The 23663-nt window shown below is 69.7% G+C and carries 19 protein-coding genes and 1 pseudogene; 15 read left to right on the forward strand and 5 right to left on the reverse strand.

Going from position 1 to position 23663, the window contains the following annotated elements:
* The first annotated feature begins 19 nt into the window (after positions 1–19).
* Together ABLE88_RS10225 and ABLE88_RS10230 are read left to right on the forward strand one after the other, a co-directional pair.
* Positions 20–3235: an efflux RND transporter permease subunit gene (locus tag ABLE88_RS10225; protein WP_348831447.1), complete on the forward strand. Its 3216-nt coding sequence runs from the start codon at positions 20–22 to the stop codon at positions 3233–3235.
* A gap of 269 nt (positions 3236–3504) precedes the next feature.
* Positions 3505–6885, forward strand: coding sequence for a transglutaminase family protein (locus ABLE88_RS10230; RefSeq protein WP_348831449.1), 3381 nt, complete (start codon positions 3505–3507; stop codon positions 6883–6885).
* A 96-nt stretch (positions 6886–6981) separates the two neighbouring features.
* On the opposite strand, the gene ABLE88_RS10235 is transcribed toward ABLE88_RS10230, so the two are convergent.
* Both ABLE88_RS10235 and ABLE88_RS10240 read right to left on the reverse strand, forming a co-directional pair.
* A complete protein-coding gene (locus ABLE88_RS10235) occupies positions 6982–7365 on the reverse strand; it encodes a cell division protein ZapA (protein WP_348831450.1) in 384 nt (127 codons plus the stop codon).
* A 4-nt stretch (positions 7366–7369) separates the two neighbouring features.
* A complete protein-coding gene (locus ABLE88_RS10240; protein WP_348831451.1) occupies positions 7370–7675 on the reverse strand; it encodes a DUF4164 domain-containing protein in 306 nt (101 codons plus the stop codon).
* Positions 7676–8055: 380 nt separating this feature from the next.
* Between ABLE88_RS10240 and tkt the strand changes: the two genes are divergently transcribed.
* The 4 genes from tkt (at position 8056) to ABLE88_RS10260 (ending at position 13602) form a co-directional block, all read left to right on the forward strand.
* Positions 8056–10044, forward strand: coding sequence for a transketolase (gene tkt, locus ABLE88_RS10245; RefSeq protein ID WP_348831453.1), 1989 nt, complete (start codon positions 8056–8058; stop codon positions 10042–10044).
* Between the two features lie 106 nt (positions 10045–10150).
* Positions 10151–11161 carry a type I glyceraldehyde-3-phosphate dehydrogenase gene (gene gap, locus ABLE88_RS10250; protein ID WP_348831454.1) on the forward strand — a complete coding sequence of 337 codons (1011 nt, stop codon included), beginning with the start codon at positions 10151–10153 and terminating at the stop codon, positions 11159–11161.
* A gap of 23 nt (positions 11162–11184) precedes the next feature.
* Complete coding sequence (locus tag ABLE88_RS10255; protein ID WP_348831455.1) at positions 11185–12393, forward strand: phosphoglycerate kinase; 1209 nt, start codon at positions 11185–11187, stop codon at positions 12391–12393.
* Between the two features lie 186 nt (positions 12394–12579).
* Entirely contained in the window at positions 12580–13602 is a 1023-nt protein-coding gene (locus tag ABLE88_RS10260) for a class I fructose-bisphosphate aldolase (RefSeq protein ID WP_348831457.1), read from the forward strand.
* Between the two features lie 115 nt (positions 13603–13717).
* On the opposite strand, the gene pdxH is transcribed toward ABLE88_RS10260, so the two are convergent.
* Positions 13718–14359 carry a pyridoxamine 5'-phosphate oxidase gene (gene pdxH / locus ABLE88_RS10265; protein ID WP_348831458.1) on the reverse strand — a complete coding sequence of 214 codons (642 nt, stop codon included), beginning with the start codon at positions 14357–14359 and terminating at the stop codon, positions 13718–13720.
* Between pdxH and ABLE88_RS10270 the strand changes: the two genes are divergently transcribed.
* The 5 genes from ABLE88_RS10270 to pap all read left to right on the forward strand — a co-directional run bounded on the left by ABLE88_RS10270 (position 14340) and on the right by pap (position 18769).
* A complete protein-coding gene (locus ABLE88_RS10270) occupies positions 14340–14891 on the forward strand; it encodes an RT0821/Lpp0805 family surface protein (RefSeq protein ID WP_348831460.1) in 552 nt (183 codons plus the stop codon). The two genes, pdxH and ABLE88_RS10270, sit on opposite strands and share 20 nt — an antisense overlap.
* A 210-nt stretch (positions 14892–15101) precedes the next feature.
* Positions 15102–16061 carry a DnaJ C-terminal domain-containing protein gene (locus ABLE88_RS10275; protein ID WP_348831462.1) on the forward strand — a complete coding sequence of 320 codons (960 nt, stop codon included), beginning with the start codon at positions 15102–15104 and terminating at the stop codon, positions 16059–16061.
* Positions 16062–16064: 3 nt separating this feature from the next.
* Complete coding sequence (locus tag ABLE88_RS10280; protein WP_348831463.1) at positions 16065–16724, forward strand: hypothetical protein; 660 nt, start codon at positions 16065–16067, stop codon at positions 16722–16724.
* A 69-nt stretch (positions 16725–16793) separates the two neighbouring features.
* Entirely contained in the window at positions 16794–17246 is a 453-nt protein-coding gene (locus ABLE88_RS10285) for a MaoC family dehydratase (protein ID WP_348831464.1), read from the forward strand.
* 29 nt (positions 17247–17275) lie between these two features.
* A complete protein-coding gene (gene pap, locus ABLE88_RS10290; protein ID WP_348831465.1) occupies positions 17276–18769 on the forward strand; it encodes a polyphosphate:AMP phosphotransferase in 1494 nt (497 codons plus the stop codon).
* A gap of 25 nt (positions 18770–18794) precedes the next feature.
* On the opposite strand, the gene ABLE88_RS10295 is transcribed toward pap, so the two are convergent.
* A complete protein-coding gene (locus tag ABLE88_RS10295) occupies positions 18795–19565 on the reverse strand; it encodes an SDR family oxidoreductase (protein ID WP_348831466.1) in 771 nt (256 codons plus the stop codon).
* A gap of 174 nt (positions 19566–19739) precedes the next feature.
* On the opposite strand from ABLE88_RS10295, the gene ABLE88_RS10300 reads away from it, so the two are divergent.
* Entirely contained in the window at positions 19740–20645 is a 906-nt protein-coding gene (locus ABLE88_RS10300; RefSeq protein WP_348831467.1) for an AraC family transcriptional regulator, read from the forward strand.
* Positions 20646–20660: 15 nt separating this feature from the next.
* On the opposite strand, the gene ABLE88_RS10305 is transcribed toward ABLE88_RS10300, so the two are convergent.
* Complete coding sequence (locus ABLE88_RS10305; protein WP_348831469.1) at positions 20661–21041, reverse strand: winged helix-turn-helix transcriptional regulator; 381 nt, start codon at positions 21039–21041, stop codon at positions 20661–20663.
* 142 nt (positions 21042–21183) lie between these two features.
* Between ABLE88_RS10305 and ABLE88_RS10310 the strand changes: the two genes are divergently transcribed.
* The 3 genes and pseudogenes from ABLE88_RS10310 to ABLE88_RS10320 all read left to right on the forward strand — a co-directional run bounded on the left by ABLE88_RS10310 (position 21184) and on the right by ABLE88_RS10320 (position 23618).
* Positions 21184–22197, forward strand: a complete 1014-nt coding sequence (locus ABLE88_RS10310) for a zinc-binding alcohol dehydrogenase family protein (RefSeq protein ID WP_348831470.1) — start codon at positions 21184–21186, stop codon at positions 22195–22197.
* A 174-nt stretch (positions 22198–22371) separates the two neighbouring features.
* A pseudogene (locus ABLE88_RS10315) lies at positions 22372–23034 on the forward strand (molybdopterin cofactor-binding domain-containing protein); the annotation flags it as partial.
* A gap of 152 nt (positions 23035–23186) precedes the next feature.
* Positions 23187–23618, forward strand: coding sequence for a MarR family winged helix-turn-helix transcriptional regulator (locus tag ABLE88_RS10320; RefSeq protein ID WP_348831472.1), 432 nt, complete (start codon positions 23187–23189; stop codon positions 23616–23618).
* Positions 23619–23663 lie beyond the last annotated feature (45 nt).

Here is a 23663-nt window from a genome sequence, read left to right on the forward strand (position 1 = left end):
CGAACCTAAGGGAGCGCCCATGATCTCGCGCTTTTTCATCGAGCGGCCGGTGCTCTCGAACGTGCTCGCCCTCGTCTTCGTGCTGATCGGGCTGGTCTCCCTCGTCCGCCTGCCGGTCTCGCAATATCCCAACATCGTGCCGCCCACGGTGTCGGTGTCCACCTCCTATCCCGGCGCCTCCGCCAAGACCCTCATCGACACCGTCGCCCTGCCCATCGAGCAGCAGGTGAACGGCGTCGAGGGCATGATCTACATGCAGTCCTGGTCGGCCTCGGACGGCACCTACACGCTGATCGTCAGCTTCGCCATCGGCACCGACCCCAACATGGCGCAGGTGCTGGTGCAGAACCGCGTCAACATCGCCCTCGCCTCGCTGCCCCAGCAGGTGCAGGCCCAGGGCGTCACCATCCTGCAGAAGGGCACCTCGATCCTCGAATTCGTGACCCTGATCTCGCCGGACGGGCGCTATGACGGCCTGTTCCTGAACAACTACGCCATCATCAACATCCAGAACGAGCTGGAGCGCGTGCCAGGCGTCGCCAATGTCGCCGTGTTCGGCGCCGGCACCTATGCCATGCGCATCTGGATGGATCCGGACAAGATGCAGGCGGTGGGCCTCACCCCCACCGACGTGTCGAACGCGATCCAGAAGCAGAGCCAGGAGGTCACGCCCGGCCAGCTCGGCATCCCGCCGGCCCCCTCCAACGCCTCGTTCCAATACACGGTGAACGTGCGCGGCCGTCTCGACAACGTGGCCGACTACGAGAACATCATCGTCAAGGTCGACAACGAGAATGGCGGGCGCATCGTGCGGATCCGCGACATCGGCCGGGTGGAGCTGGGCGCGCAGAGCTATTCCAAGGATTTCATGCAGGACAACAAGCCTGCGGCCGGCATCGGCGTCTTCCAGCTGCCCTCGGCCAACGCGCTCGAGGTCTCGACCCTGGTCGGCCAGAAGATGGAGCAGCTGAAGAAGGACTTCCCGGAGGGGCTCGACTATTCGAATCCGTTCAACACCACGTGGTTCGTCTCCGCCTCCATCGACGAGGTCTGGAAGACCCTGTTCGAGGCGGCGATCCTGGTGCTGGTGGTGATCCTCATGTTCCTCCAGGACTGGCGCGCGACGCTGGTCCCGGCGACCACGGTGCCGGTGACCATCATCGGCGCGTTCGCCGCCATGGACGCCATGGGCTTCACCATCAATCTGTCGACGCTGTTCGCCATCATCCTCGCCATCGGCATCGTGGTGGACGACGCCATCGTCATCGTCGAGGGCGTGGCGCGGCACATCGAGGAGGGCATGGCCGGCCAGCCGGCCGCCGAGAAGGCCATGGACGAACTGTTCGGGCCGGTGGTGGGCATCACGCTGGTGCTGATGAGCGTGTTCCTGCCGGCCTCCTTCATCCCCGGATTGTCGGGGCAGATGTTCAAGCAGTTCGCGCTCGTCATCGCCGCCACCGCCTTCATCTCGGCCATCAACGCGGCGACGCTGAAGCCCACCCAGTGCGCGCTCTGGCTGCGCAAGCCGGTGCCGCCGGAAAAGCGCAACTTCATCTACCGCGGCTTCAATGCCATCTACGGCAAGGCCGAGCACGGCTACACCGGCCTCATCTCGCGCATGGTGCACCACTCCAAGCTGATGGCGATCATCGCCCTTGCCCTCATGGCGCTGGCCGGATGGGGCCTGACGCGGGTGCCCACCTCGTTCCTGCCGATCGAGGACCAGGGCTACTTCCTGGTCGCGGTGCAGCTGCCGGATGGCGCCAACCTCAACCGCACCAAGCAGGTGATGGCGGACGTCTCGGAGCGGGTGCGCAAGGTGCCCGGCGTGCAGACCGCGCTCGCCATCTCGGGCATCTCGGTGCTGGACAATTCCTCCACCCTCGCCAATGCGGGCGTCATCTACATCACCCTGACCCCCTGGGACGTGCGCTACGCCACCAAGGGCCAGGACCTGCTATCCATGTACGAGAACCTGAACAAGGCGGTGGCGGATGTGGAGCAGGCGAACTGCGCCATCATCGTGCCGCCGGCCATCCAGGGCATCGGCAACGCCGCCGGCTTCACCATGCAGCCGCAGCTGAGGAACGGCAATTTCGACTACACGCTGCTGGAGCAGATCACCACCTCGATGATCGACAAGGCCAACGCCCAGTCGGCGCTCTCGCACGTCTCGAGCTCGTTCCGCGCCGGCGCGCCCCAGCTCGAGGTGGAGATCAACCGCGTGAAGGCGGAGACGCTGGGCGTCACCGTGGGCCAGGTGTTCTCCACCATCTCGTCCTATCTGGGCTCGACCTACGTCAACCAGATCAACAAGTTCGGCAACGTGTTCCAGGTCTATATCCAGGCCGACGCCGGCTTCCGCGTCACCCCGGCGGACCTCGAGGCGCTCAAGGTCCGCTCGCCCCAGGGCACCATGGTCCCGCTCGGCACGCTGCTCACCGTGAAGGTGGTGCAGGGCCCGCCGCTGATCTCGCTCTACAACCTGTATCCGAGCTCCACCATCGTCGGCACCAACGCCGCCGGCTTCTCCTCCGGCCAGGCCCTGGACCTCATGGAGCAGATCGCCGCCTCCACTCTGCCGCCGGGCACCGGCTTCGAATGGACCGCCATGTCGTTCCAGGAGAAGGCGGTGGGCACGCAGATCTACTTCGTGTTCGCGCTCGCCATCCTGCTGGTCTATTTCGTGCTCGCGGGACAGTATGAGAGCTGGATCCAGCCCATGTCGGTGATCCTCGCGGTGCCGCTGGCGCTGCTCGGCACCGTGGGCGCGCTCGTCGGCCTCGGGGTGTCGAACAACCTCTACACCCAGATCGGCCTGGTGCTGCTGATCGCGCTCGCCTCGAAGAACGCCATCCTGATCGTCGAGTACGCCCGCGAGAAGCGCATGGAGGGGATGGAGATCACCGATGCGGCGGTGGAGGCGGCGCGCCTCAGGTTCCGCCCCATCCTCATGACCTCGTTCGCCTTCATCCTCGGCGTGCTGCCGCTGGTGTTCGCCACCGGCGCCGGGGCGAACTCGCGCAAGTCCATCGGCATCGCGGTGGTCTCCGGCATGCTCGCCTCCACCTGCCTCGCGGTGCTGTTCGTGCCGTCCTTCTACACCGTGCTGCAGCGCTTCGAGGAGCGCGGCAAGAAGAAGAAGCAGGGGCCGCACGGGGCCGGCGCGCCCGAGCCGCCCGAAGGCCCGAAGGGACCGGCCGGCGAAAGCGGGCCCGCGCCCGCCACGGCCTGAGGCCGGCCCGTGATCCCGGCGCCGCCGGGCCCGTCGGCGCGCGGGCGCCGGCGCCGCCGCGCCGCGGCGTTTTCGGCCGGCACGGGCGCGTCGCGCGCCGAGCTATGCGAAAGTTGCATTTCTCTTGTGTGAAGCCTCCCCTTGCGTGCATGCCTGCCGATGCAGCATGTGTCGCCGCAAAGTCGCGCTTCCGCTCGCTCGGAGGCTTGTCTACCTTCGGAGTGCTCTAACCAGGGCCAGGTCGTGGCCCGCAGGATCAGGTGTTTCCGATGTCCATCCTCGCGAGCCTGCACCACGTCACGAGCTATAGCTACGACCGCCCGGTCACGCTCGGACCGCAGACCATCCGCCTGCGTCCGGCGCCGCACAGCCGCACCGTCATTCCCTCATATTCCCTCAAGATCAGGCCTGCCCAACATTTCATCAACTGGCAGCAGGACCCCTTCGGCAACTGGCTCGCCCGCGTCGTCTTCCCCGAGAAGACCACCGAGTTCAAGGTCGAGGTCGACCTGCTGGCCAAGCTCGACGTGATCAATCCGTTCGACTTCTTCGTCGAGGACTATGCCGCCGAATTCCCCTTCGCCTACGCCCCCGGTCTGAAGGCCGAGCTCGCGCCCTATCTGGAGCTGGAGACCGAGGGCGCGCGGTTCGACGCCTTCGTCGCCTCGGTGCCGCGCGAGAAGAAGCGCATCGTCGACTTCCTGGTGGAGATCAACCAGCGGCTCCAGAAGGAGATCGGCTACGTCATCCGCATGGAGCCGGGCGTGCAGACGCCCGACGAGACCTTGGAGAAGAAGCTCGGCTCCTGCCGCGACACCGGCTGGCTGCTGGTGCAGGTGCTGCGCCATCTCGGCCTCGCCGCGCGCTTCGTCTCCGGCTACCTGATCCAGCTCAAGCCCGACGTCGCCGCATTGGACGGCCCTTCCGGCACGGCGGTGGACTTCACCGATCTGCACGCCTGGTGCGAGGTCTATGTGCCGGGCGCCGGCTGGATCGGCCTCGACCCCACCTCGGGCCTTCTGTGCGGCGAGGGGCACATCCCGCTCGCCGCCACCCCGCATTACGGTTCGGCCGCGCCCATCACCGGCCTGGTCGGCAAGGCCGAGGTGGAATTCGGCTTCGAGATGGAGGTCACCCGCGTCGCCGAGGCGCCGCGCGTGACGCTGCCGTTCTCGGACGAGACCTGGACCGCCCTCGATGCCCTCGGCGCCAAGGTGGACGCGGACCTCGCGGCCGGCGACGTGCGCCTGACCATGGGCGGCGAGCCCACCTTCGTGTCCATCGACGACTACGAATCCCCCGAATGGAACACCGAGGCGCTCGGCCCGCAGAAGCGGGTGCGCGCCGACGATCTCATCCGCCGCCTGCGCAAGCGCTTCGCCGGCGACGGCGTGCTGCATTTCGGCCAGGGCAAGTGGTATCCCGGGGAGACGCTGCCGCGCTGGTCCTTCGACCTGTTCTGGCGCAAGGACGGCCAGCCCATGTGGACCCGCGAGGACCTGATCGCGGGCGAGACCGACGACCATGGCGTCGGCCCGGCCGAGGCCGAGCGCTTCGGCAAGGCGATCGCCGAAAAGCTCGGGCTCAGCGCCGATTTCGTCCTGCCGGCGTTCGAGGACAACATCTATTTCATGTGGAAGGAGCAGTGCCTTCCCGAGAACATCCCGCCCGGCGATCCGCGCATCGCCGACGAGGTGCAGCGCCGCATGCTGGCGCGGGCCTTCAACCAAGGCCTCGCCAACCCCTCGGGCGTGGTGCTGCCCCTGCGCCGCGCGACCTTGGCCGGCGGCGCCCCGGTCTGGGTCTCCGAGGCCTGGACCTTCCGCCGCGAGTTCCTGTTCCTGATCCCCGGCGAGAGCCCGATCGGCTACCGGCTGCCGCTGGAATCGATGCCCTATCTCGCGCCCACCCGCTATCCGTTCACGGTGCAGGAGGACACGTTCGAGCCGCGCGGCCCGCTGCCCGACGCCGCCGAGCTCTCCGCCCGCTACCGCGACGGCGCGCCGGCGGGCGACGCGCGGGCGCGCTACCAGGTGGCGCCGCGCACCGAGGCCTACGGCGTCGGCGAGCGGGCGCAGGAACTGGTGCGCCAGTACATCGCCGCCAATGACAGCCAGATCGTCACCGCCGACACCCGCACCGCGCTGTGCGTGGAGCCGCGCGGCGGGCGCCTGTGCGTGTTCCTGCCGCCGGTGGAGCGGCTCGAGGACTATGTGGACCTCATCGCCGCGGTGGAGCAGGTGGCGATCGCGCAGAACATGCCGATCCACCTCGAAGGCTATCCGCCGCCGTTCGACCCGCGCCTCAACCTCATCCGCCTCGCCCCCGATCCGGGCGTGCTGGAGGTGAACGTCCACCCGTCCGAGAGCTGGAAAGGCTGCGTGGAGATCACCCACGCGCTCTATGAAGAGGCGCGCCTCGCCCGCCTCGGCACCGAGAAGTTCATGGTGGACGGGCGCCACACCGGCACCGGCGGCGGCAACCATGTGGTGGTGGGCGGCGCGACGCCGGCGGACAGCCCGTTCCTGCGCCGGCCGGACCTGCTGAAGAGCCTGCTGCTGTTCTGGCAGCGCCATCCGAGCCTGTCCTACATGTTCTCGGGCCTGTTCATCGGCCCCACCTCGCAGCATCCGCGCGTCGACGAGGCGCGCCACGACAGCCTGTACGAGCTCGAGATCGCGCTCTCGAAGATTCCGCTGCCCGGCGGCGAGCTGCCGCCCGCCCCCTGGCTGGTGGACCGGCTGCTGCGCAACATCCTTGTGGACGTCACCGGCAACACCCACCGCACGGAAATCTCCATCGACAAGCTCTATTCGCCGGACGGCCCCACCGGGCGGCTCGGCCTGGTGGAGTTCCGCTGCTTCGAGATGCCGCCGGACTGGCGCATGAGCCTTGCCCAGCAGCTGCTGCTGCGCGCCCTGGTGGCGCGCCTGTGGAAGGCGCCGGTGCACGGCAACTGCACCCGCTGGGGCACCATCCTCACCGACCGCTTCATGCTGCCTCATTATGTCTGGTCGGACTTCCTCGACGTGCTCGAGGACCTCGCCGACGCCGGCTATGCGTTCGATCCCGAATGGTTCCGGGCGCAGTTCGAGTTCCGCTTCCCGCTCTACGGCCAGGTGCAGCGCGGCGGCGTGGACGTGGAGGTGCGCCAGGCGCTCGAATGCTGGAACGTGCTGGGCGAGGAGGGCGTGACCGGCGGCACCGCCCGCTACGTGGACTCGTCGGTCGAGCGCCTGCAGGTCAAGGTGGAGGGCTTCAACCCCGCGCGCCACGTGCTCACCTGCAACGGCCGGCGCGTGCCGGTGGCGCCGACGGGCCGCAACGGCACCTTCGTCGGCGGCGTGCGCTACAAGGCGTGGCAGCCCTGGTCGGCGCTGCATCCCACCATTCCGGTGCATGCGCCGCTGGTGTTCGACGTGGTGGACACCTGGAGCCAGCGCTCGCGCGGCGGCTGCGTCTATTATGTGTCGCATCCGGGCGGCCTGTCCTACGAGACCTTCCCGGTGAATTCCTACGAGGCCGAGGCGCGCCGGCTCGCCCGGTTCCAGGATTACGGCCACACGCCGGGCATGGCCCACGTGCCGGCGGAGACCGCGCCCGACGAGTTCCCCACCACGCTCGACCTGCGCCGTCCGATCGGCATGTGAGGGCAATAGGGCCGCTTCGGCGGCAAGCGGTCCTGCCGGACCGCCGGTCATCCCCCGGCGCGGCCGGGGGATCGGGGCCGCGGCCGGACCGGCCCCTCAGCCCATGCCGACATTGCCCTTTTCGCGCGGGGTGAGATCGGCCGACAGGCGCTCGATGCGCTCGGCCACCTGCTCGATGGTCCGCGCCACCTCCTCCTCGCTCGCCTCGATGCGGGCGAGGGCGGAGGCGCGGGCGTCGCGCTGGCCCTCAATGTCGCTCTCCAGCGCGCGGATGCGGTTGCGCGCCTCGGCCAATTCGTCGGCGATGGTGATCGCCGCCATCACCACCAGGCGCTGATCGCCGATCTCGCCGAAGGCGCCGCGCAGGTCGAGGATGCGGGTGTCGATGTCGCGCGCGAGCCGCATCAGGTGCTCCTCCTGCCCCTCGTCGCAGGCCATCCGGTAGTGGCGTCCGGCGATGGTGACGGAGACGTGGGGCATCCCCTTATCCGCCGTGGGTCGCGAGCACGTCGCGGATGGTGCCCATGGCAACATCGAGCCGGCGCATCACCTCGCGGCTCACCTGCGCCACCTCCTCCACCTCGCTCTGCGACAGGTCCAGCTCGGCGGCGAGCCGGGCGCGGTCATTGCCGAGCGCGTGCAGCTGGGCGAGCAGCGCCTCCTGGTGCCGGTCCATGTCGCGCCGGCGCTCCAGCGCGTCGGCGAGCGCGTCGAGGGCCGCGTGGAGGCGCTTGGTGGCGGCCTCGATGGGCGTATCCTGGAGCGGCGGACGGTGCTTCAGCGCATACATGACATCAAGTCTAGCCGAGTCGCGGGGCGTCGAGCCACCGGCCACGCGATTGTCAACGAAAAAACTTGCGCCGCGCCAAGGTCTGCCGGTCCTTGGCGGTATCCCGAGGTGGTTCGTGCGCGCTGCGGGGAGGCTGGTGAGACCCCCGGCGGGCCGGCGATCACCGGTCCCCGGGCGTGCGCGGCCGGCGCCGAGCGGCGCCGCGACGATGCGGCGCGGGCGCGCGCGGCGGCGCTGGCCTTGACGGCGCGGCATCTGGCGGGTTTGACACCCGGCGGGGCGCTGATATCTAGACCGCCATCGAGGTCTGGGGGCGGCCGGTCCGTCCCGGCGCTCCCGTCACCAAGCGCGCCCGCCCGGGCGCGGGAGACAAGAAAAACATGTCGAGCCGCCAAAGCCATGACCGCATGGCCAATGCCATCCGGTTCCTTGCCATGGATGCGGTGGAGGCTGCCAATAGCGGCCATCCCGGCCTTCCCATGGGGGCGGCGGACATCGCCACGGTGCTGTTCACCAAGGTCCTGAAGCTCGACCCCGCCGCGCCCCGCTGGCCGGACCGCGACCGCTTCGTGCTCTCCGCCGGCCACGGCTCGATGCTGCTTTACTCCGTCATGCACCTGCTGGGCTTTGCCAAGGTGACCATGGACGAGATCAGGCGCTTCCGGCAGCTGCGTTCGCTCACGCCCGGCCATCCTGAGAATTTCGTCACCGAGGGCATCGAGACCACCACCGGCCCGCTCGGCCAGGGCATCGCCACCGCGGTCGGCATGGCCATGGCGGAGCGCGCGCTGTCGGCGCGATTTGGCGCCGCGGTGGTGGACCATTTCACCTACGTGCTGTGCTCGGACGGCGACCTCATGGAGGGCGTCAGCCAGGAGGCTGCGGACCTCGCCGGGCACCTCAAGCTCGCCAAGATGATCGTCCTGTGGGACGACAACCACATCTCCATCGACGGGCCGACCTCGCTGTCCGGCTCCACCGACCAGCTCGCCCGCTTCGCCGCCTCCGGCTGGGCCACCACCCGGGTCGACGGCCACGATCCGGACGCCATCCTCGCCGCCATCGCGGCCGCCAAGACCTCGGGCCGGCCGAGCCTGATCGCCTGCCGCACCACCATCGGCTACGGCGCGCCCAAGAAGGCGGGCTCGGAGAAGGCCCATGGGGCGCCACTCGGCCCCGAGGAGATCGCCGCCACCCGCGCCGCGCTCGGCTGGGAGGCCGCCCCGTTCGAGATCCCCGCCGACGTGCTCGCGGCCTGGCGCTCCGCCGGCGCCGCCGGCAGGGCGCACCGCGAAGCCTGGGAGCAGCGGCTCGCCGCGCTGCCGGCGGACCGGCGCGCCGAGTTCGAGCGCACCCTTGCCGGCCGTCTGCCGGAGGGGCTTGGCGCCGCCATCGGCCAGTTCAAGGACAAGGCGGCGGCGGAAAAGGCCGCGGTCGCCACCCGCAAGTCGTCGGAGATGGTGCTCGACGCCATCACGCCGGTGGTGCCGGAGATGCTCGGCGGCTCGGCCGATCTCACCGGCTCCAACAACACCCGCGCCAAGGGCGCCAAGGCGATCACGCCGGACGACTTCTCCGGCTCGTTCGTGCACTGGGGCGTGCGCGAGCACGGCATGGCGGCGGCCATGAACGGCATCGCGCTGCATGGCGGGCTGATCCCGTTCTCCGGCGGCTTCCTGGTATTCTCCGATTATTGCCGCCCGGCGATCCGCCTCGCTTCGCTCATGGGCGAGCGGGTGATCCACGTGCTCACCCACGATTCCATCGGCCTTGGCGAGGACGGGCCGACTCACCAGCCGGTGGAGCACCTCGCCGCGCTCCGCGCCATACCGGGCCTGCTTGTGCTGCGCCCCGCCGACACGGTGGAGACGGCGGAGTGCTGGCAGATCGCGCTCGAATCCGCCGACCGTCCGTCCGCGCTCATCCTGTCGCGCCAGAACCTGCCGGTTCTCGCGCCCGGCGGGGCGGAGAACCTCTCCAAGGGCGGCGCCTACGAGATCCTGCCGGCAAACGGCAAGGCGCAGGTCTCCCTGTTCGCCACCGGCTCCGAGGTCTCCCTCGCCGCCGAGGCCAAGAAGATGCTGGAGGCGCAGGGGGTGCCCACCCGCGTCGTCTCCGTTCCCTCTTTCGAGCTGTTCCTCGAACGCCCCGCCGCCGAGCGCGCCGCGGTGATCGGGGATGCCCCGGCGAAGGTGGCCGTAGAAGCCGCCGTCCGCATGGGGTGGGCCGAACTTCTCGGCTCGGATTTCGCCTTCGTGGGAATGACCTCGTTCGGCGCCAGCGCGCCGGGAAAGGACCTTTTCAAGCATTTCGGCATTACGCCGGAGGCGGTCGTGGCAAAGGCGCTCGACCGTTTGAAGCAGGACTGAACTTCGGCGCGCGGCGGAGCGCGACGGGCGCGCGGGGGCGGAACGCCGCCTGCCGCGCAGGGCACATGGAAAGGCCGGGCTTCAAGCCGGCCGTGGAGGAATGGACATGAGCGTCAAGGTGGCCATCAACGGTTTCGGTCGCATCGGTCGCAACGTGCTGCGCGCGATCGTGGAATCCGGCCGCACCGACATCGAGGTGGTGGCGATCAACGACCTCGCCCCCGTGGAGACCAACGCCCACCTGCTGCGCTTCGACAGCGTGCACGGCCGCTTTCCGGCCGAGGTGAAGGTGGACGGCGACACCATCGACGTGGGCCGGGGCAAGATCAAGGTGACGGCGGTGCGCGATCCCGCGACGCTGCCGCACAAGGAGCTGGGCGTCGACATCGCGCTCGAATGCACCGGCATCTTCACCGCCCGCGACAAGGCGGCGGCCCACCTTGCCGCCGGCGCCCGCCGCGTCCTGGTCTCGGCCCCGGCGGACGGCGCCGACCTCACGGTGGTCTACGGCGTCAACCACGATAAGCTCACCTCAGAGCATTTCGTGGTCTCGAACGCCTCCTGCACCACCAACTGCCTCGCCCCGGTGGCCAAGGTGCTCAACGATGCCATCGGCATCGACAAGGGCTTCATGACCACGGTGCACTCCTACACCAACGACCAGCCCTCGCTGGACCAGGTGCACAAGGACCTCTACCGCGCCCGCGCGGCGGCGCTCTCCATGATCCCGACCTCCACCGGCGCCGCCAAGGCGGTGGGCCTGGTGCTGCCCGAGCTGAAGGGCCGGCTCGACGGCGTCTCCATCCGCGTGCCGACCCCCAATGTCTCGGTGATCGACCTCAAGTTCGTCGCCAAGCGGGCGACCACGGTGGAAGAGGTGAACGCGGCCATCAAGGCGGCGGCGGATGCCGGCCCGCTCAAGGGCATCCTCGGCTACACGCTGGCGCCGAACGTCTCCATCGACTTCAACCACGATCCCCACTCCTCCACCTTCCACATGGACCAGACCAAGGTCATGGACGGCACGCTGGTGCGGGTGATGAGCTGGTATGACAACGAGTGGGGCTTTTCGAACCGCATGGCCGACACGGCCGTGGCGCTCGGCAAGCTCGGCTGAACCCAAGGGGAGGAGGCTTCATCATGATCGCCTACCGCACCCTCGACGACGCCGACCTCGCCAAGAAGCGGGTGCTCGTCCGCGTCGACCTCAACGTCCCCATGGAGAGCGGGCGCGTCACTGACGGCACCCGCATCCGCGCCATCCTGCCGACCATCCGCGCCATCACGGAGAAGGGCGGCAAGGCGGTGCTGATCTCCCATTTCGGCCGGCCCAAGGGCCGGGACGACAGCCAGTCGCTGGCGCCGCTCGCCAAGGCGCTTTCGGCCGAGCTCGGCCGCGCCGTCGCCTTCGCTCCGGACTGCATCGGGGCCGAGGCGATGGACGCGGTGGAGCGCCTCGCCGCCGGCGAGGTGATCGTGCTGGAGAACACGCGCTTCCATGCCGGCGAGGAGAAGAACGCGCCGGATTTCGTCGAGGCCCTCGCGCGCCTCGGCGACGTCTATGTGAACGACAGCTTCTCCACCGCCCACCGCTCCCACGCTTCCACCGAGGGCCTCGCCCACAGGCTGCCGGCCTATGCCGGCCGCTCGATGCAAGGCGAGCTCGACGCTTTGACCAAGGCGCTGGAGGCGCCGCAGCGGCCGGTGCTCGCCGTGGTGGGCGGCGCCAAGGTCTCCACCAAGCTGGAGCTGCTCGGCAACCTGGTGGCGAAGGTGGACATCCTCGTCATCGGCGGCGGCATGGCCAACACCTTCCTCGCCGCGCAGGGCAAGAAGGTGGGCAAGTCGCTGTGCGAGCACGACCTCCTCGGCACCGCCCGCGACATCCTGGAGAAGGCCGCGGCGGCGCACTGCGAGATCGTGCTGCCGGTGGACGCGGTGGTGGCGAAGGAGTTCAAGGCCAACGCCCCGCACCGCACCGTCGGCGTGGACGCGGTGGCCGACGACGAGATGATCCTCGACGCCGGCCCCAGGACCGCGGCGCTCGTGGGCGAGAAGCTCAAGGGCGCGAAGACGGTGGTCTGGAACGGGCCGTTCGGCGCGTTCGAGCTCACCCCCTTCGATGCCACGACGGTTCAGGTGGCGCAGGAGGTGGCGCGGCTCACCAAGGAGGGCCTTCTGCTCTCCGTCGCCGGCGGCGGCGACACGGTGGCGGCGCTCAACCACGCCAAGGCGGCGCAGGACTTCTCCTATGTCTCCACCGCCGGCGGCGCGTTCCTCGAATGGCTCGAGGGCAAGGCGCTGCCAGGCGTCGAGGCGCTCCGGGCGCGATGCGGGCAATCCGCGTGAATTTGCGCGGCGGCCGGCGCCCGGACTTGAAGACGGGTCCGCGTTTTCCGCTCGGTCGGCGATGCAGGCGGAGCGGGGCGGGCTCCAGGCGCTGAAATCTGCGCTGCGGCGTTGACGCCGCAGCGCAACATCACTTTCTTAAGGGCATTCCCGCCGCGAGGGGCGGCAAGGCAGGACGAGGGATCCATGACCGCTGAGCTCGATACGATCGCACAGAAGATGGTGGCCGACGGCAAGGGCATCCTGGCGGCAGACGAAAGCTCCAGCACCATCAAGAAGCGATTCGACGCCATCGGCGTCGAATCGACCGAGGAGAACCGCCGCGACTACCGCGAGCTGCTGTTCCGCTCCTCCGAGGCGATGAAGAAGTACATTTCCGGCGTCATCCTGTTCGACGAGACCATCCGGCAGAAGGCCAAGGACGGCACGCCGCTGGTGACGCTGATCGCCGAGGCCGGGTCCATCCCCGGCATCAAGGTGGATGCGGGCGCCAAGCCCTTGCCGTTCTGCCCCGGCGAGACCATCACCGAGGGCCTCGACGGCCTCGCCGGCCGGCTCGCGGCCTATTACGAGCTCGGCGCGCGCTTCGCCAAGTGGCGCGCGGTGATCGACATCGGCGCCGGCATCCCCTCCTACACCGCGATCCGCACCAACGCCCACGCGCTGGCGCGCTATGCGGCGCTGTGCCAGGAAGCCAAGATCGTGCCGATCGTCGAGCCGGAAGTGCTGATGGACGGCGACCACGACATCGACCGCTGCTACGAGGTCACCGAGTTCGTGCTCAAGGAGACCTTCCAGGAGCTGTACTACCAGCGCATCCGCCTGGAAGGCATGGTGCTGAAGCCGAACATGGTGGTGCCCGGCAAGAAGAGCGCCAAGAAGGCGTCGGTGGCGGAGGTGGCGGAGAAGACCGTGCGCCTGCTCAAGAGCTGCGTGCCCGCCGTGGTGCCGGGCATCGCCTTCCTGTCCGGCGGCCAGTCGGACGAGGAGGCCACCGCCCATCTCGACGCCATGGTGAAGTGCGGCGGCCTGCCCTGGAAGCTCACTTATTCCTACGGCCGCGCGCTCCAGGCGGCGCCGCAGAAGGCGTGGTCGGGCAAGGCCGAGAACGTCGCCGCCGCCCAGTCCGCCTTCACCCACCGCGCCCGCATGAACTCGCTCGCCGCGCTCGGCCTGTGGTCGTCGGCGGAGGAGAAGCAGGCCGCCTGAGGCGGGAGCCCCTGGCCAGCTTTCGACCCTCTGAGGCATGAGAGGCGCCGGCGGGTGATCCCCTCTCCCGCAAGAGGGAGAGGGCGCCCGTCCCCTCGGTCGAAGCGCCGTTCCCTCAGGGATAGAGCCGGGTCTTCCCCCAGTCGGCGCCTTCGCCCGCGCGGTTGAACAGCACGCGGTCGTGGAGCCGGAACGGGCGGTCGTGCCAGAACTCGATCGCCACCGGCACGATGCGGAAGCCGGTCCAGTGCGGCGGGCGCGGCACCGTGCCGAGGCCGTAGCGCGCGGTGGTCGCCGCCACCGCCGCCTCGAGCGCGAAGCGCCCCTCGAGCGGGCGCGACTGCTGGCTCGCCCAGGCGCCGATCTGCGACAGACGCGGGCGGGTGGCGAAATAGGCGTCCGCCTCCTCCGCGCTCACCTGCTCCACCGCGCCGCGCACCCGCACCTGCCGGCGCAGCGACTTCCAGTGGAACACCGCCGCCGCCTTCGGCACCGCCGCGAGCTCGCGCCCCTTGGCGCTCTCGGTGTTGGTGAAGAACACGAAGCCGCGCGCATCGAGCCCCTTCAGCAGCACCATGCGCGCGTCCGGCAGGCCGCTCTCGTCCACGGTGGCGAGGGTCATGGCGTTGGGGTCGTTGGGCTCCGACTTGGCGGCCTCCTCCAGCCACGCGGCGAACAGCCGGAACGGCTCCGACGCTTCGGTAAAATCACCGGATGTTAAGGGGTTGTGGGCTTCCATGGTCTCGCTCGTGGTCATGTGGGAGCCCCTCGTGTCGTCCTTCGCCCCGTCCGGCCTTCGCAAGAGCCGGCAGGCCGCCCATCATAGGAGCGCGCGTGGCCCGCGCGAAGCCCTCCCGCGCCGCGGGCGCGCGATCCCCGGCGCCGCGCTCGTGTGCCTCCTGCTCGCATCGGCCGGCTGCGCGACGGCGCCGGCGCCGGACGACGACCTCATCACCGGCTCGGTGCGCCCGCGCGTGACCCAGGCCTCCGCGCCGCTGCCCGAGGGATCGCCGCCGAAAGGCATCGCCGAGGCCGACTGGACGGAGGCCAAGGCCGCGCTCGATCTGGCGCTGCGCTCGCCCGACAAGGACCCGTCCATCCCCTGGGAAAACAAGGTGAGCGGGGCGAGCGGCACCGCCACCCCGATCGGCGCCCCGCGGGCCGGCTGCCGCGACTTCATGATCTCGGTGGTGGACGCCAAGGCCGGCGACCGCTGGCTCCAGGGCGAGGCCTGCCGCGCCCGCGCGGGCTACGTGCTCAACCAGGTGCGAATTCTCGGCCGGGCCTGACCTTCGCCGTTGCAATTTAGGGCCCGCCTCCCACATCTTCGGTGGCCGGTCGCCCTGGGATGCGATCCGGTCACGGTGCGCCTCGGGGTCTCCGTGACCGGATCGCAGCCCAAATCCATGATAGAGACGGATCTGCGGCTGACACGCCCGCGCGCCAGCGGTGGCGGTCGGCGGGTCCCGATCTAGCGCCGGCCGGTGAGGTGAGACTTCATGCGTGATCCCTACGACGTCCTCGGCGTGTCGAAGAGCGCCGACGAGGCCGAGATCAAGCGTGCCTACAGGCGGCTCGCGAAGAAGCTGCATCCCGACGCCAACAAGGACGACCCGAAGGCCCAGGACAGGTTCTCCGAGCTGAACACGGCGCACGAGATCCTGGCCGACAAGGACAAGCGCGGCCAGTATGACCGCGGCGAGATCGACGCCGAGGGCAAGCCCCGCGCGCCCGAATTCGCCGGCTTCGGCGGCGGCGGCGCGCGCGGCGGTCCGGGCGGCTTCTCCGGCTTCGACGGCGACACCATCTTCGAGAGCTTCTCCTTCGGCCCCGAGGGCATGCGCCGCACCGGGCGGCGCGGCGCCGGCCGGGCCGAGGCGGGCGGCTTCGAGGATGTCGGCGACATTTTCGGCTTCGGCCGGCAGCGCCGCTCGGCGGGCGGGGGCTTTGCGCCGCCGCCGGGGGCGGACATGGAGATTTCGCTGCCCGTCAGCTTCGAGGAGGCGAGCGAGGGCGCCTCCAAGCGCGTGGGCCTGCCCAACGGCAAGCAGATCGACATCAAGATCGCCGCCGGCACCCGCGAGGGCCATCGCATGCGCCTGAAGGGCCAGGGCGAGCCGAGCCCGATGGGCGGCGCGCCGGGCGATGCCTACGTGACCATCGCCTACGCGCCGCACCCGATCTTCGAGCGCGACGGCGACGATCTGCGCCAGCTGGTGGACGTGCCGCTCGCCGACGCGGTGCTCGGCGCCAAGGTGCGCGTGCCGACGCTCACGGGCGCGGTTGACCTGTCGATCCCCGCCTGGACCTCCGGCGGGCGCCTGTTCCGCCTGCGCGGCAAGGGCCTGCCCACCGTCGCCGGCGGCCATGGCGACATCCTGGTGCGCGTCAACATCCTCCTGCCCAAGGAGAAGGACGCCGAGCTGGAGGCCCTCATGCGCAAGCTGAAGGAGGGGTGAGGGATGCGGGGCGGGCCGTCGAGTGAGGAGGTCTGCCGCGACATTTACCAGGAAACGCGGGCTCTCTATGCGCGGCATTCCAGTGCGCTTGGAGAGCACGACTTTGGCTTCCGCATTCTCTACGGCCCGCCTTTGGTCCATGCGCCGATCCTGTTCCTTGGCTTACAGCCGGGGGGAGGCAGGGAAAGCGCGTCGGCCGGGCGGCTTAACGGAGAGCATGAAGGGTGGCCCCTCCAATGCGATTATGCGACGGCAGACTGGGACTTGGCTGAGCGCTTGCGCGGCGTATGGACCAAGACTTGCCTGCATGACTGCACTGGTTTGAACGTGAACTTTTTTCGCGCGCCGAGCGCGAGAGATTGGCGTCGGGTGCCGCGCGAGACGCGAACCAGCCTTGAAAAGTTCTGCCTGGAACGAGCGGAGACGATTGTTCGAGCATTGGCGCCCCAGCGCATGGTCGTCCTCGGCCTTGGCACCTTGCCGCGGCTGACCGACGCGGAGAACGTGGCTCTAGGTGAAGGTGGTCGGATTCTGGCGAGAAAGACCCATCTTTGGGGCGCACCAACCTTTAGCGTCCTCCATCCAACAGGTGCCTGGCTGCGCCGGGGCGATCGTCGCCGCCTGAATGACCACCTGCAAACCGAGATTCCCCGTTGGCTTTAGCCCCCTCGCTTCCCTCCCGTGCCCGCCCGCACTAATCTGCGCGCCGTTGTCCGCAGGAGCCCGCGCGCCATGTTTCTCGAGCTGCAGAACCTCCATTTCGAGGACCTCACGGTCGGGCGCACCGAGCGCATCTCCAAGACCGTCTCGTCCTCGGACATCGTCGGCTTCGCCGAGCTGACCGGCGACCGCAACCCGATCCATCTGTCCCAGCACTTCGCCGCCAAGACCCCGTTCGGCGGGCGCATCGCCCACGGGCTCTATACCGCGAGCCTGATCTCCGCCGTGCTCGGCACCCGCCTGCCGGGTCCCGGCGCGATCTACATCGCCCAGACCCTCAACTTCCGCGCGCCGGTGCGCATCGACGACACGGTGGACGTGGAGGTGAAGGTGATCGAGCTGATCCCGGAGAAGTTCCGCGCCCGCCTGTCCTGCGTCTGCAAGGTGGGGGACGAGGTGGTGCTCGACGGCGAGGCGCTGGTGAAGGTGCCGTCCTCCGGCGTCGAGAAGGTGGCCTCGGCCTGAGCGGCTCCGATGGCGGGAAAGGGCGAGCGATGTTCGAGTCCGTGAAGTTCGAGCACAAGCTCGATAAGGCCGCCTTCAAGACCCTGGAGCCGGCGCTCCGGGAAGACCTGCTCAACGCCCAGTTCCAGCTCATCGACAAGAAGCGCCGGTCGCTGCTGGTGCTGATCCACGGGCCGGACGGCGCCGGCAAGGGGGCGGTGCTGAACCGCCTCTACGGCTGGCTCGATGCCAGAAAGCTCCAGACCCTGACGTTCGAGACGCCCGACGGCGCCGAGCGCGCCCATCCGCCGGCCTGGAAATACTGGCGCGATCTGCCGGGCTACGGCGAGATCGGCATCATGCTCGGCTCCTGGTACCAGACCGCCCTCGTGGACCGGGCGCTCGGCCGGCTCGGCCGGTCCGTCTTCACCGCCACGCTTGAGGATATCCGCCGCTACGAGGCCATGCTCGACGCGGAAGGCGTGAGCATCCTCAAGCTGTGGCTCTATCTCGGCGCCGACGAGGCGCTGACGCGGCTCAAGGCGCTCGACAAGGGCCATTATTCGCGCCCCGTGGTGCGCCAGTGGACGCAGGTCGACACCCCCAAGGAGCGCCAGCGCCTGTGGACGGCGGCGGAGGAGGTGGTGCGCCTCACCTCCACCCCGTTCGCGCCCTGGCATGTGGTGCCGGCGGTGGATGGGGAATACCGGGATGCCATGACGGGCACCGTTCTGCTGGAGATGCTGCGCGCCATCGACGGCGAAGCCGAGCGGCCGGTGCGCGCGCAGCCGCTCAACCCGGCGGAGACCCCGGCCGGGCTGCCGCCCTTCTCCATCCTCTCCACGCTCGATCTTTCGAAGAAGCTGGACGAGAAGACCTATCGCGAGGAACTCAACGCCGCGCAGCACCGCATCACCCGCCTCACCACGGCGGCCGGGTTCGAGAAGCGCGGGCTCGTGGTGGTGTTCGAGGGGAGCGACGCGGCCGGCAAGAGCTCGGCCATCATGCGGCTGCGCCGCGCGCTGGACCCGCGGCGCTTCCGCGTCCACCCGGTCGCCGCCCCCACCGACGAGGAGCGCGCCCGGCCCTATCTGTGGCGCTTCTGGCGCCGCGTGCCGGCGCTCGGCCATACCGCCATCTTCGACCGCTCCTGGTACGGCCGCGTGCTGGTGGAGCGCGTGGAAGGCTTCTGCAGCCCGCAGGACTGGGGTCGCGCCTATGGCGAGATCAACGATTTCGAGGACGAGTTGAGCGACGCCGGCTACATCGTGGTGAAGTTCTGGCTCGCCATCAGCCAGGAGGAGCAGGCGCGCCGCTTCGCGGCGCGCGAGACCATCGCCTACAAGCGCTTCAAGCTGACCCCGGAGGACTGGCGCAACCGCGAGAAGTGGCCGCTCTACGAGGCGGCGGTCACCGAGATGGTGGACCGCACCTCCACCACCACCGCGCCCTGGACCATGGTGGAGGCCGAGGACAAGCTCTATGCCCGCGTGAAGGTGGCCAGGACCGTGGCCGATCGCCTGGAGGCGGAGCTCGGCCGCTGAGGCCGGGCCCCGCCCCGGGGCTGGCTCAGAGGCCCTGACCGCCGGACACCTCGATGCGCTGGGCGTTCACCCAGCGGTTCTCCGGGCCGAGCAGCGCCGCGATCATCGGCCCGATATCGTCCGGCACGCCGACGCGGCCGAGCGCGGTGATGCCGGCCAGATGGGCGGCGATCGCGGCGTCGTCGCGCACCGCGCCGCCGCCGAAATCGGTGGCGATGGCGCCCGGCGCCACGGTGTTCACGGCGATGCCGCGCGACCCCAGCTCCTTGGCGAGATAGCGGGTGAGCACCTCCACCGCGCCCTTCATGGCCGCATAGGCGCTGTAGCCGGGATAGCAGAACTGCGTGAGCCCGGACGAGATGTTGACGATGCGCCCGCCGTCCGCGAGCAGCGGCAGCAGTGCCTGGATGAGGAAGAAGACGCCCTTCAGGTGCACGTCCACCAGCCGGTCGAACGTCGCCTCCGTCGTCTCGCCGAGCGGGGTGAAGTCGCCATGGCCGGCATTGTTGACCAGGTGGTCGAACGTCTCGCGGCCGAAGGTCTCGCCGAGCGCTGCCTTCAGGGCCGCCGCGAAGCCGGCGAAGCCGGCGACGGCGCCGGTGTCGAGCTTCAGCGCCGCCGCCTTGCGGCCCATGGCGGTGATCTCGGCCACCACCTCCTGCGCCGCATCGGCCCGGCTGTGATAGGTGATGACGACGTCGCCCCCGCGGCGGGCGACGGCGAGGGCGGTGTTGCGGCCGAGGCCGCGGCTGCCGCCGGTGATGAGGGTGATCCTGGGGGAAGTCGCCGAGGTCATTGCGGTCTCCGTCGGGGGGTGTTTCGGTGCGGTGGTTATGCCTCCCGCGGCGCCCGTCCTGTTGTCGGAACCTCGCGATTTCTTGCCTGATCCTCTGGCGGATGCGGGCGGCAGGTGCGGGCCGCAGGTGCGCGGCAGGTGCGCGGCCGGCGCCCTTGCGTTAGTCTTGGCGTCATGACCAGCCTGCTCGAAGCCGTCCGCGCCCACGCCCTCGCTCATGCCGGCGCCTCCGGCATCGCCACCACCCCGATCGCCGGGCTGATAACCGTCACCGCGCTCGCGCCGACCGACATCGCCCACGACATCCTGCGCCCGCTGGTGTGCCTGGTGGTCCAGGGCGGCAAGCACGTCACCCAGGGCAACCGCGGATTCGGCTTCGCCGCCGGGGACAGCCTCATCATCACCGCCGACGTCCCGGTGGCGAGCCGCATCACCGAGGCGAGCCCGGCGCGGCCTTATTACTCGCTCGTGCTGGAGCTGGACCTCGGCCTCATCACCGAGCTCAGCGCGGAGATGGCGGCGGTCCATCGGGCCGACACCGCGCCGGTGCGCACCGAGCCCACCGAGGCCGAGGTGAGCGAGGCGGCGCTGCGCCTGCTGCGCTTGCTCGATCGTCCGCAGGCTTTGCCGGTGCTGCGGGACCAGCTGCTGCGCGAGATGCATTATTGGCTGCTGGCGGGGCGGCATGGACCGGCGATCCGCCGGCTCGGCTGGCCGGACGGCCACGCCCAGCGCGTGGCGCGGGCGGTGGCGATCCTGCGTGCGGAATTCGCCCGCCCGGTGCCGGTGGCGCGCCTCGCCGCCGCCGCCGGCATGAGCCTGTCCACCTTCCACCAGCATTTCCGGGCCGTGACCACGCTCTCGCCGCTCCAGTTCCAGAAGCAGCTCCGCCTCATCGAGGCGCGCCGGCTGATGCTGCAGGACGGCGCCGGCGCCGCCAGCGCGGCGTTCGCGGTGGGCTATGAGAGCGTGCCCCAGTTCACGCGCGAATACGGCCGCATGTTCGGCCTGCCGCCGGCGCGGGATGTGAAGGCGGCGCGGGACAGAGGCGGGGCGGACGCGCCCGGCGCGGTGGCCTGAGGCCCCCGCCCGGGGCTATTCCGCCGCCTCGGCGCGGCCGGCTTCGGGGTGGGGCAGGGGGCACGACGGCGCGCTGAGATGGCCGCGCCCGAACGCCGCCAGCGCCAGCACCGCCGGCTTCAGGCTCTCGCCCTTGGCGGTCAGGCGGTAGCCCACTTGCGGCGGCACGGCGGGATAGACCGTGCGCGCGATCACCCCGTCCGCCTCCAGCTCCTTCAGCGCCTTGGAGAGGATGCGCTGGGTGACGTTGGGCATGCGCCGGCGCAGCTCGGAAAAGCGCAGCTCGCCGTCGATCAGGTGATATATCGTGGCGCCCTTCCACTTGGCGCCGATGATCTCAAGGGCCGCCTCCACCGGGCATCCCGTGCCCTGATAGTTGAAATGGCGCCTAGCCATGGACGAAATCCGCCTTCCCGCAGGTATCAGCAATGATACCACGCGACCAGATTGTGCCGTCTTGCGCAAACCCCGGCGCCGACGACATGAGATTGCGACGCGGAAGCCTGAAGGCAAGCGCCGCGAACCCACGGAGACCATCATGCAGGCCATCGGCTATGTCGAGTCCCTCCCCATCACCGATCCGCGCGCGCTGTTCGCCTTCGAGGCCGCCGATCCGGTGCCGGGCGATCGCGACCTCCTGGTGGAGGTGAAGGCGATCTCGGTGAACCCGGTGGACACCAAGGTGCGCATGCGCCGCCAGGGCACGCCCGAGGCGCCGGTGATCCTCGGCTGGGACGCCGCCGGCGTGGTCAAGGCGGTGGGGGCAAAGGCGAGCCTCTTCAAGCCCGGCGACGCGGTCTATTATGCCGGCAGCATCACCCGCCCCGGCACCAATGCGCAGCTCCATCTGGTGGACGAGCGCATCGTCGCCCTGAAGCCGCGCACGCTCGACTTCGCCCAGGCGGCGGCGCTGCCGCTCACCGCCATCACCGCCTTCGAGGGCCTGTTCGACCGTCTGAAGCTCGCCGTCGGCAAGACCGGCGACCACGGCGTGCTGCTGATCGTCGGCGCCGCCGGCGGGGTCGGCTCCATGGCGGTCCAGCTCGCCCGGCGCCTCACCGCGCTGACCGTGGTGGGCACCGCCTCGCGCCCGGAGAGCGCGCAATGGGTGCGCGAGCTCGGCGCCCACCAGGTGATCGACCATTCCAAGCCCCTGAGCGCGGAGATGGCGCGCATCGGCCATCCTGAGGCCGACGCCATCTTCTCGCTCACCGCCACGGACAAGCACTGGCGCGAGATCGCCGCGGTGCTGAAGCCGCAGGCAACGGTGTGCGTGATCGACGATCCGGCGAGCCTCGATGCCGGGCTGCTCAAGCAGAAGAGCGCCGCGCTCGCCTGGGAGTTCATGTTCACCCGCTCCATGTTCGAGACCCCCGACATGATCGCCCAGCACCGCCTCCTGAGCGAGGTCGCCGGCCTGGTGGACGAGGGGCTGGTGCGCACCACGCTCGGCGCCCATTTCGGCGCCATCGGCGCCGAGAACCTCAAGCGCGCCCATGCCGCTCTGGAGAGCGGGCGCACCGTCGGCAAGATCGTGCTCGAAGGCTGGTGAGGCCGCGCCCCGACGCCCCCGCGCTTGCGCGGCAGGGGGCGTCCCCTGCGTCATCCACTTTCGATCAACTCATATGTGAAGTCGGGCCGGCGCATTGGATTTCCGCAGTGCAGCGTTGAGGGACGACGAGGCGCGGCCGCACGGGCGGCGCGCCTCCATCCTCCTGCGCGCGGCAACGGCGCGACCGCCGGCGTCTATGCCGCCTGCGTCAAGCTCCGGGAGGCGGTGGCGCAGAAGCTCGGCTTCAACTCCGCCGAGGCGGTGTTCGCGGACGGGGCGATGCGGGTCGGCAACCGTGCCGTGCCGCTGGCGCAGGCGGCGGGGCTGGCCGGCCTCACCGGCGAGGACACGCTGGACTCTGGCGACCTCAGCAAGACGACCCAGCAATCCACCTTCGGCGGGCATTTCGTCGAAGTGGGGGTCGATACCGCGACCGGCGAAATCCGCGTGCGGCGCACGCTGGCGGTGTGCGCGGCCGGGCGGATCCTGAACCCGGAGACGGCGCGCAGCCAGGTGATCGGCGCCATGGCCATGGGGTGGGCGCGGCCTTGATGGAGGACCTGAAGGTGGACAAGCGCTTCGGCTTCTTCGTCAATCAAGACCTCGCCGGCTACGAGGTGCCGGTGCATGCGGACATTCCGCACCAGGAGGTGATCTTCCTCGACGAGACCGACCCCATGTCCTCGCCCATGAAAGCGAAGGGGGTCGGCGAGCTCGGCAATTGCGGCCGTCGGCGCAGCGGTGGCCAACGCGGTCTACAACGCCACCGGCGTGCGCGTGCGCGACTATCCGGTCACGCTCGAAAAGCACCTCGATGCGCTGCCGGCTCTTGGCTGAGCGCCCGCCTCGGGGCGCCGCGGCGCGCCCCCGCCGGCCGTGCGGCTCTTGAGCGGGGCGCGGGAGGCGGCATCGCAAAGGTCATGGCGCCGCGCCCGAAAGGGCCGCGAAGGTACTGGCCACATGCCGGCCTGGCGCGGTATGCGGTTTTCATGACCAAGCCGACCGACGAGCAACTGGCCACCCTTGGCGCCGCGTTCGACACCTTCGCGCGCCGCTACAAGCTGGCGGACGCGCTGAGGCTCGACAAGCCGCTGAACGAGCTCGACAAGCAGACCTTGCTCTATGTGGGCGATCATCCCGCCTGCGGTCCCAGCGACGTGGCGCGCTTTCTCGGGGTGGCGAACACGACGATCTCGTCCGCGACCGACCGTCTGGTGAAGCGGGGACTGCTGCAGCGCGAGCGCGCCGAGGACGACCGCCGCGCCGTCGCCCTGCGCCTCTCGGCCGAGGGGGAGGCCTATGTGGGCGCGCAGGCGCAGGCGCATCAGGCCATGTATCGCCTGATGCTGGAGCGGCTTTCGCCGGCCGAGCGGGATCACTTCATCGCGATGATCACGAAAATCGTATATTTCGATCATTGAATTATACGAGTTACGGTCTATCTGCCCTGTGAGCGCCAATCTCCG

It is taken from the genome of Xanthobacter luteus, from assembly GCF_040049235.1.
GTDB lineage: Bacteria > Pseudomonadota > Alphaproteobacteria > Rhizobiales > Xanthobacteraceae > Xanthobacter.

What these genes read in the sequence shown, in the direction of transcription:
- ABLE88_RS10225 (WP_348831447.1), top strand. Translation starts at nt 20, where the DNA reads ATGATCTCGCGCTTTTTCATCGAGCGGCCGGTGCTCTCGAACGTGCTC.
- ABLE88_RS10230 (WP_348831449.1), top strand. Translation starts at nt 3,505, where the DNA reads ATGTCCATCCTCGCGAGCCTGCACCACGTCACGAGCTATAGCTACGAC.
- ABLE88_RS10235 (WP_348831450.1), bottom strand. Translation starts at nt 7,365, where the DNA reads ATGCCCCACGTCTCCGTCACCATCGCCGGACGCCACTACCGGATGGCC.
- ABLE88_RS10240 (WP_348831451.1), bottom strand. Translation starts at nt 7,675, where the DNA reads ATGTATGCGCTGAAGCACCGTCCGCCGCTCCAGGATACGCCCATCGAG.
- tkt (WP_348831453.1), top strand. Translation starts at nt 8,056, where the DNA reads ATGTCGAGCCGCCAAAGCCATGACCGCATGGCCAATGCCATCCGGTTC.
- gap (WP_348831454.1), top strand. Translation starts at nt 10,151, where the DNA reads ATGAGCGTCAAGGTGGCCATCAACGGTTTCGGTCGCATCGGTCGCAAC.
- ABLE88_RS10255 (WP_348831455.1), top strand. Translation starts at nt 11,185, where the DNA reads ATGATCGCCTACCGCACCCTCGACGACGCCGACCTCGCCAAGAAGCGG.
- ABLE88_RS10260 (WP_348831457.1), top strand. Translation starts at nt 12,580, where the DNA reads ATGACCGCTGAGCTCGATACGATCGCACAGAAGATGGTGGCCGACGGC.
- ABLE88_RS10270 (WP_348831460.1), top strand. Translation starts at nt 14,340, where the DNA reads ATGGTCTCGCTCGTGGTCATGTGGGAGCCCCTCGTGTCGTCCTTCGCC.
- pdxH (WP_348831458.1), bottom strand. Translation starts at nt 14,359, where the DNA reads ATGACCACGAGCGAGACCATGGAAGCCCACAACCCCTTAACATCCGGT.
- ABLE88_RS10275 (WP_348831462.1), top strand. Translation starts at nt 15,102, where the DNA reads ATGCGTGATCCCTACGACGTCCTCGGCGTGTCGAAGAGCGCCGACGAG.
- ABLE88_RS10280 (WP_348831463.1), top strand. Translation starts at nt 16,065, where the DNA reads ATGCGGGGCGGGCCGTCGAGTGAGGAGGTCTGCCGCGACATTTACCAG.
- ABLE88_RS10285 (WP_348831464.1), top strand. Translation starts at nt 16,794, where the DNA reads ATGTTTCTCGAGCTGCAGAACCTCCATTTCGAGGACCTCACGGTCGGG.
- pap (WP_348831465.1), top strand. Translation starts at nt 17,276, where the DNA reads ATGTTCGAGTCCGTGAAGTTCGAGCACAAGCTCGATAAGGCCGCCTTC.
- ABLE88_RS10295 (WP_348831466.1), bottom strand. Translation starts at nt 19,565, where the DNA reads ATGACCTCGGCGACTTCCCCCAGGATCACCCTCATCACCGGCGGCAGC.
- ABLE88_RS10300 (WP_348831467.1), top strand. Translation starts at nt 19,740, where the DNA reads ATGACCAGCCTGCTCGAAGCCGTCCGCGCCCACGCCCTCGCTCATGCC.
- ABLE88_RS10305 (WP_348831469.1), bottom strand. Translation starts at nt 21,041, where the DNA reads ATGGCTAGGCGCCATTTCAACTATCAGGGCACGGGATGCCCGGTGGAG.
- ABLE88_RS10310 (WP_348831470.1), top strand. Translation starts at nt 21,184, where the DNA reads ATGCAGGCCATCGGCTATGTCGAGTCCCTCCCCATCACCGATCCGCGC.
- ABLE88_RS10320 (WP_348831472.1), top strand. Translation starts at nt 23,187, where the DNA reads ATGACCAAGCCGACCGACGAGCAACTGGCCACCCTTGGCGCCGCGTTC.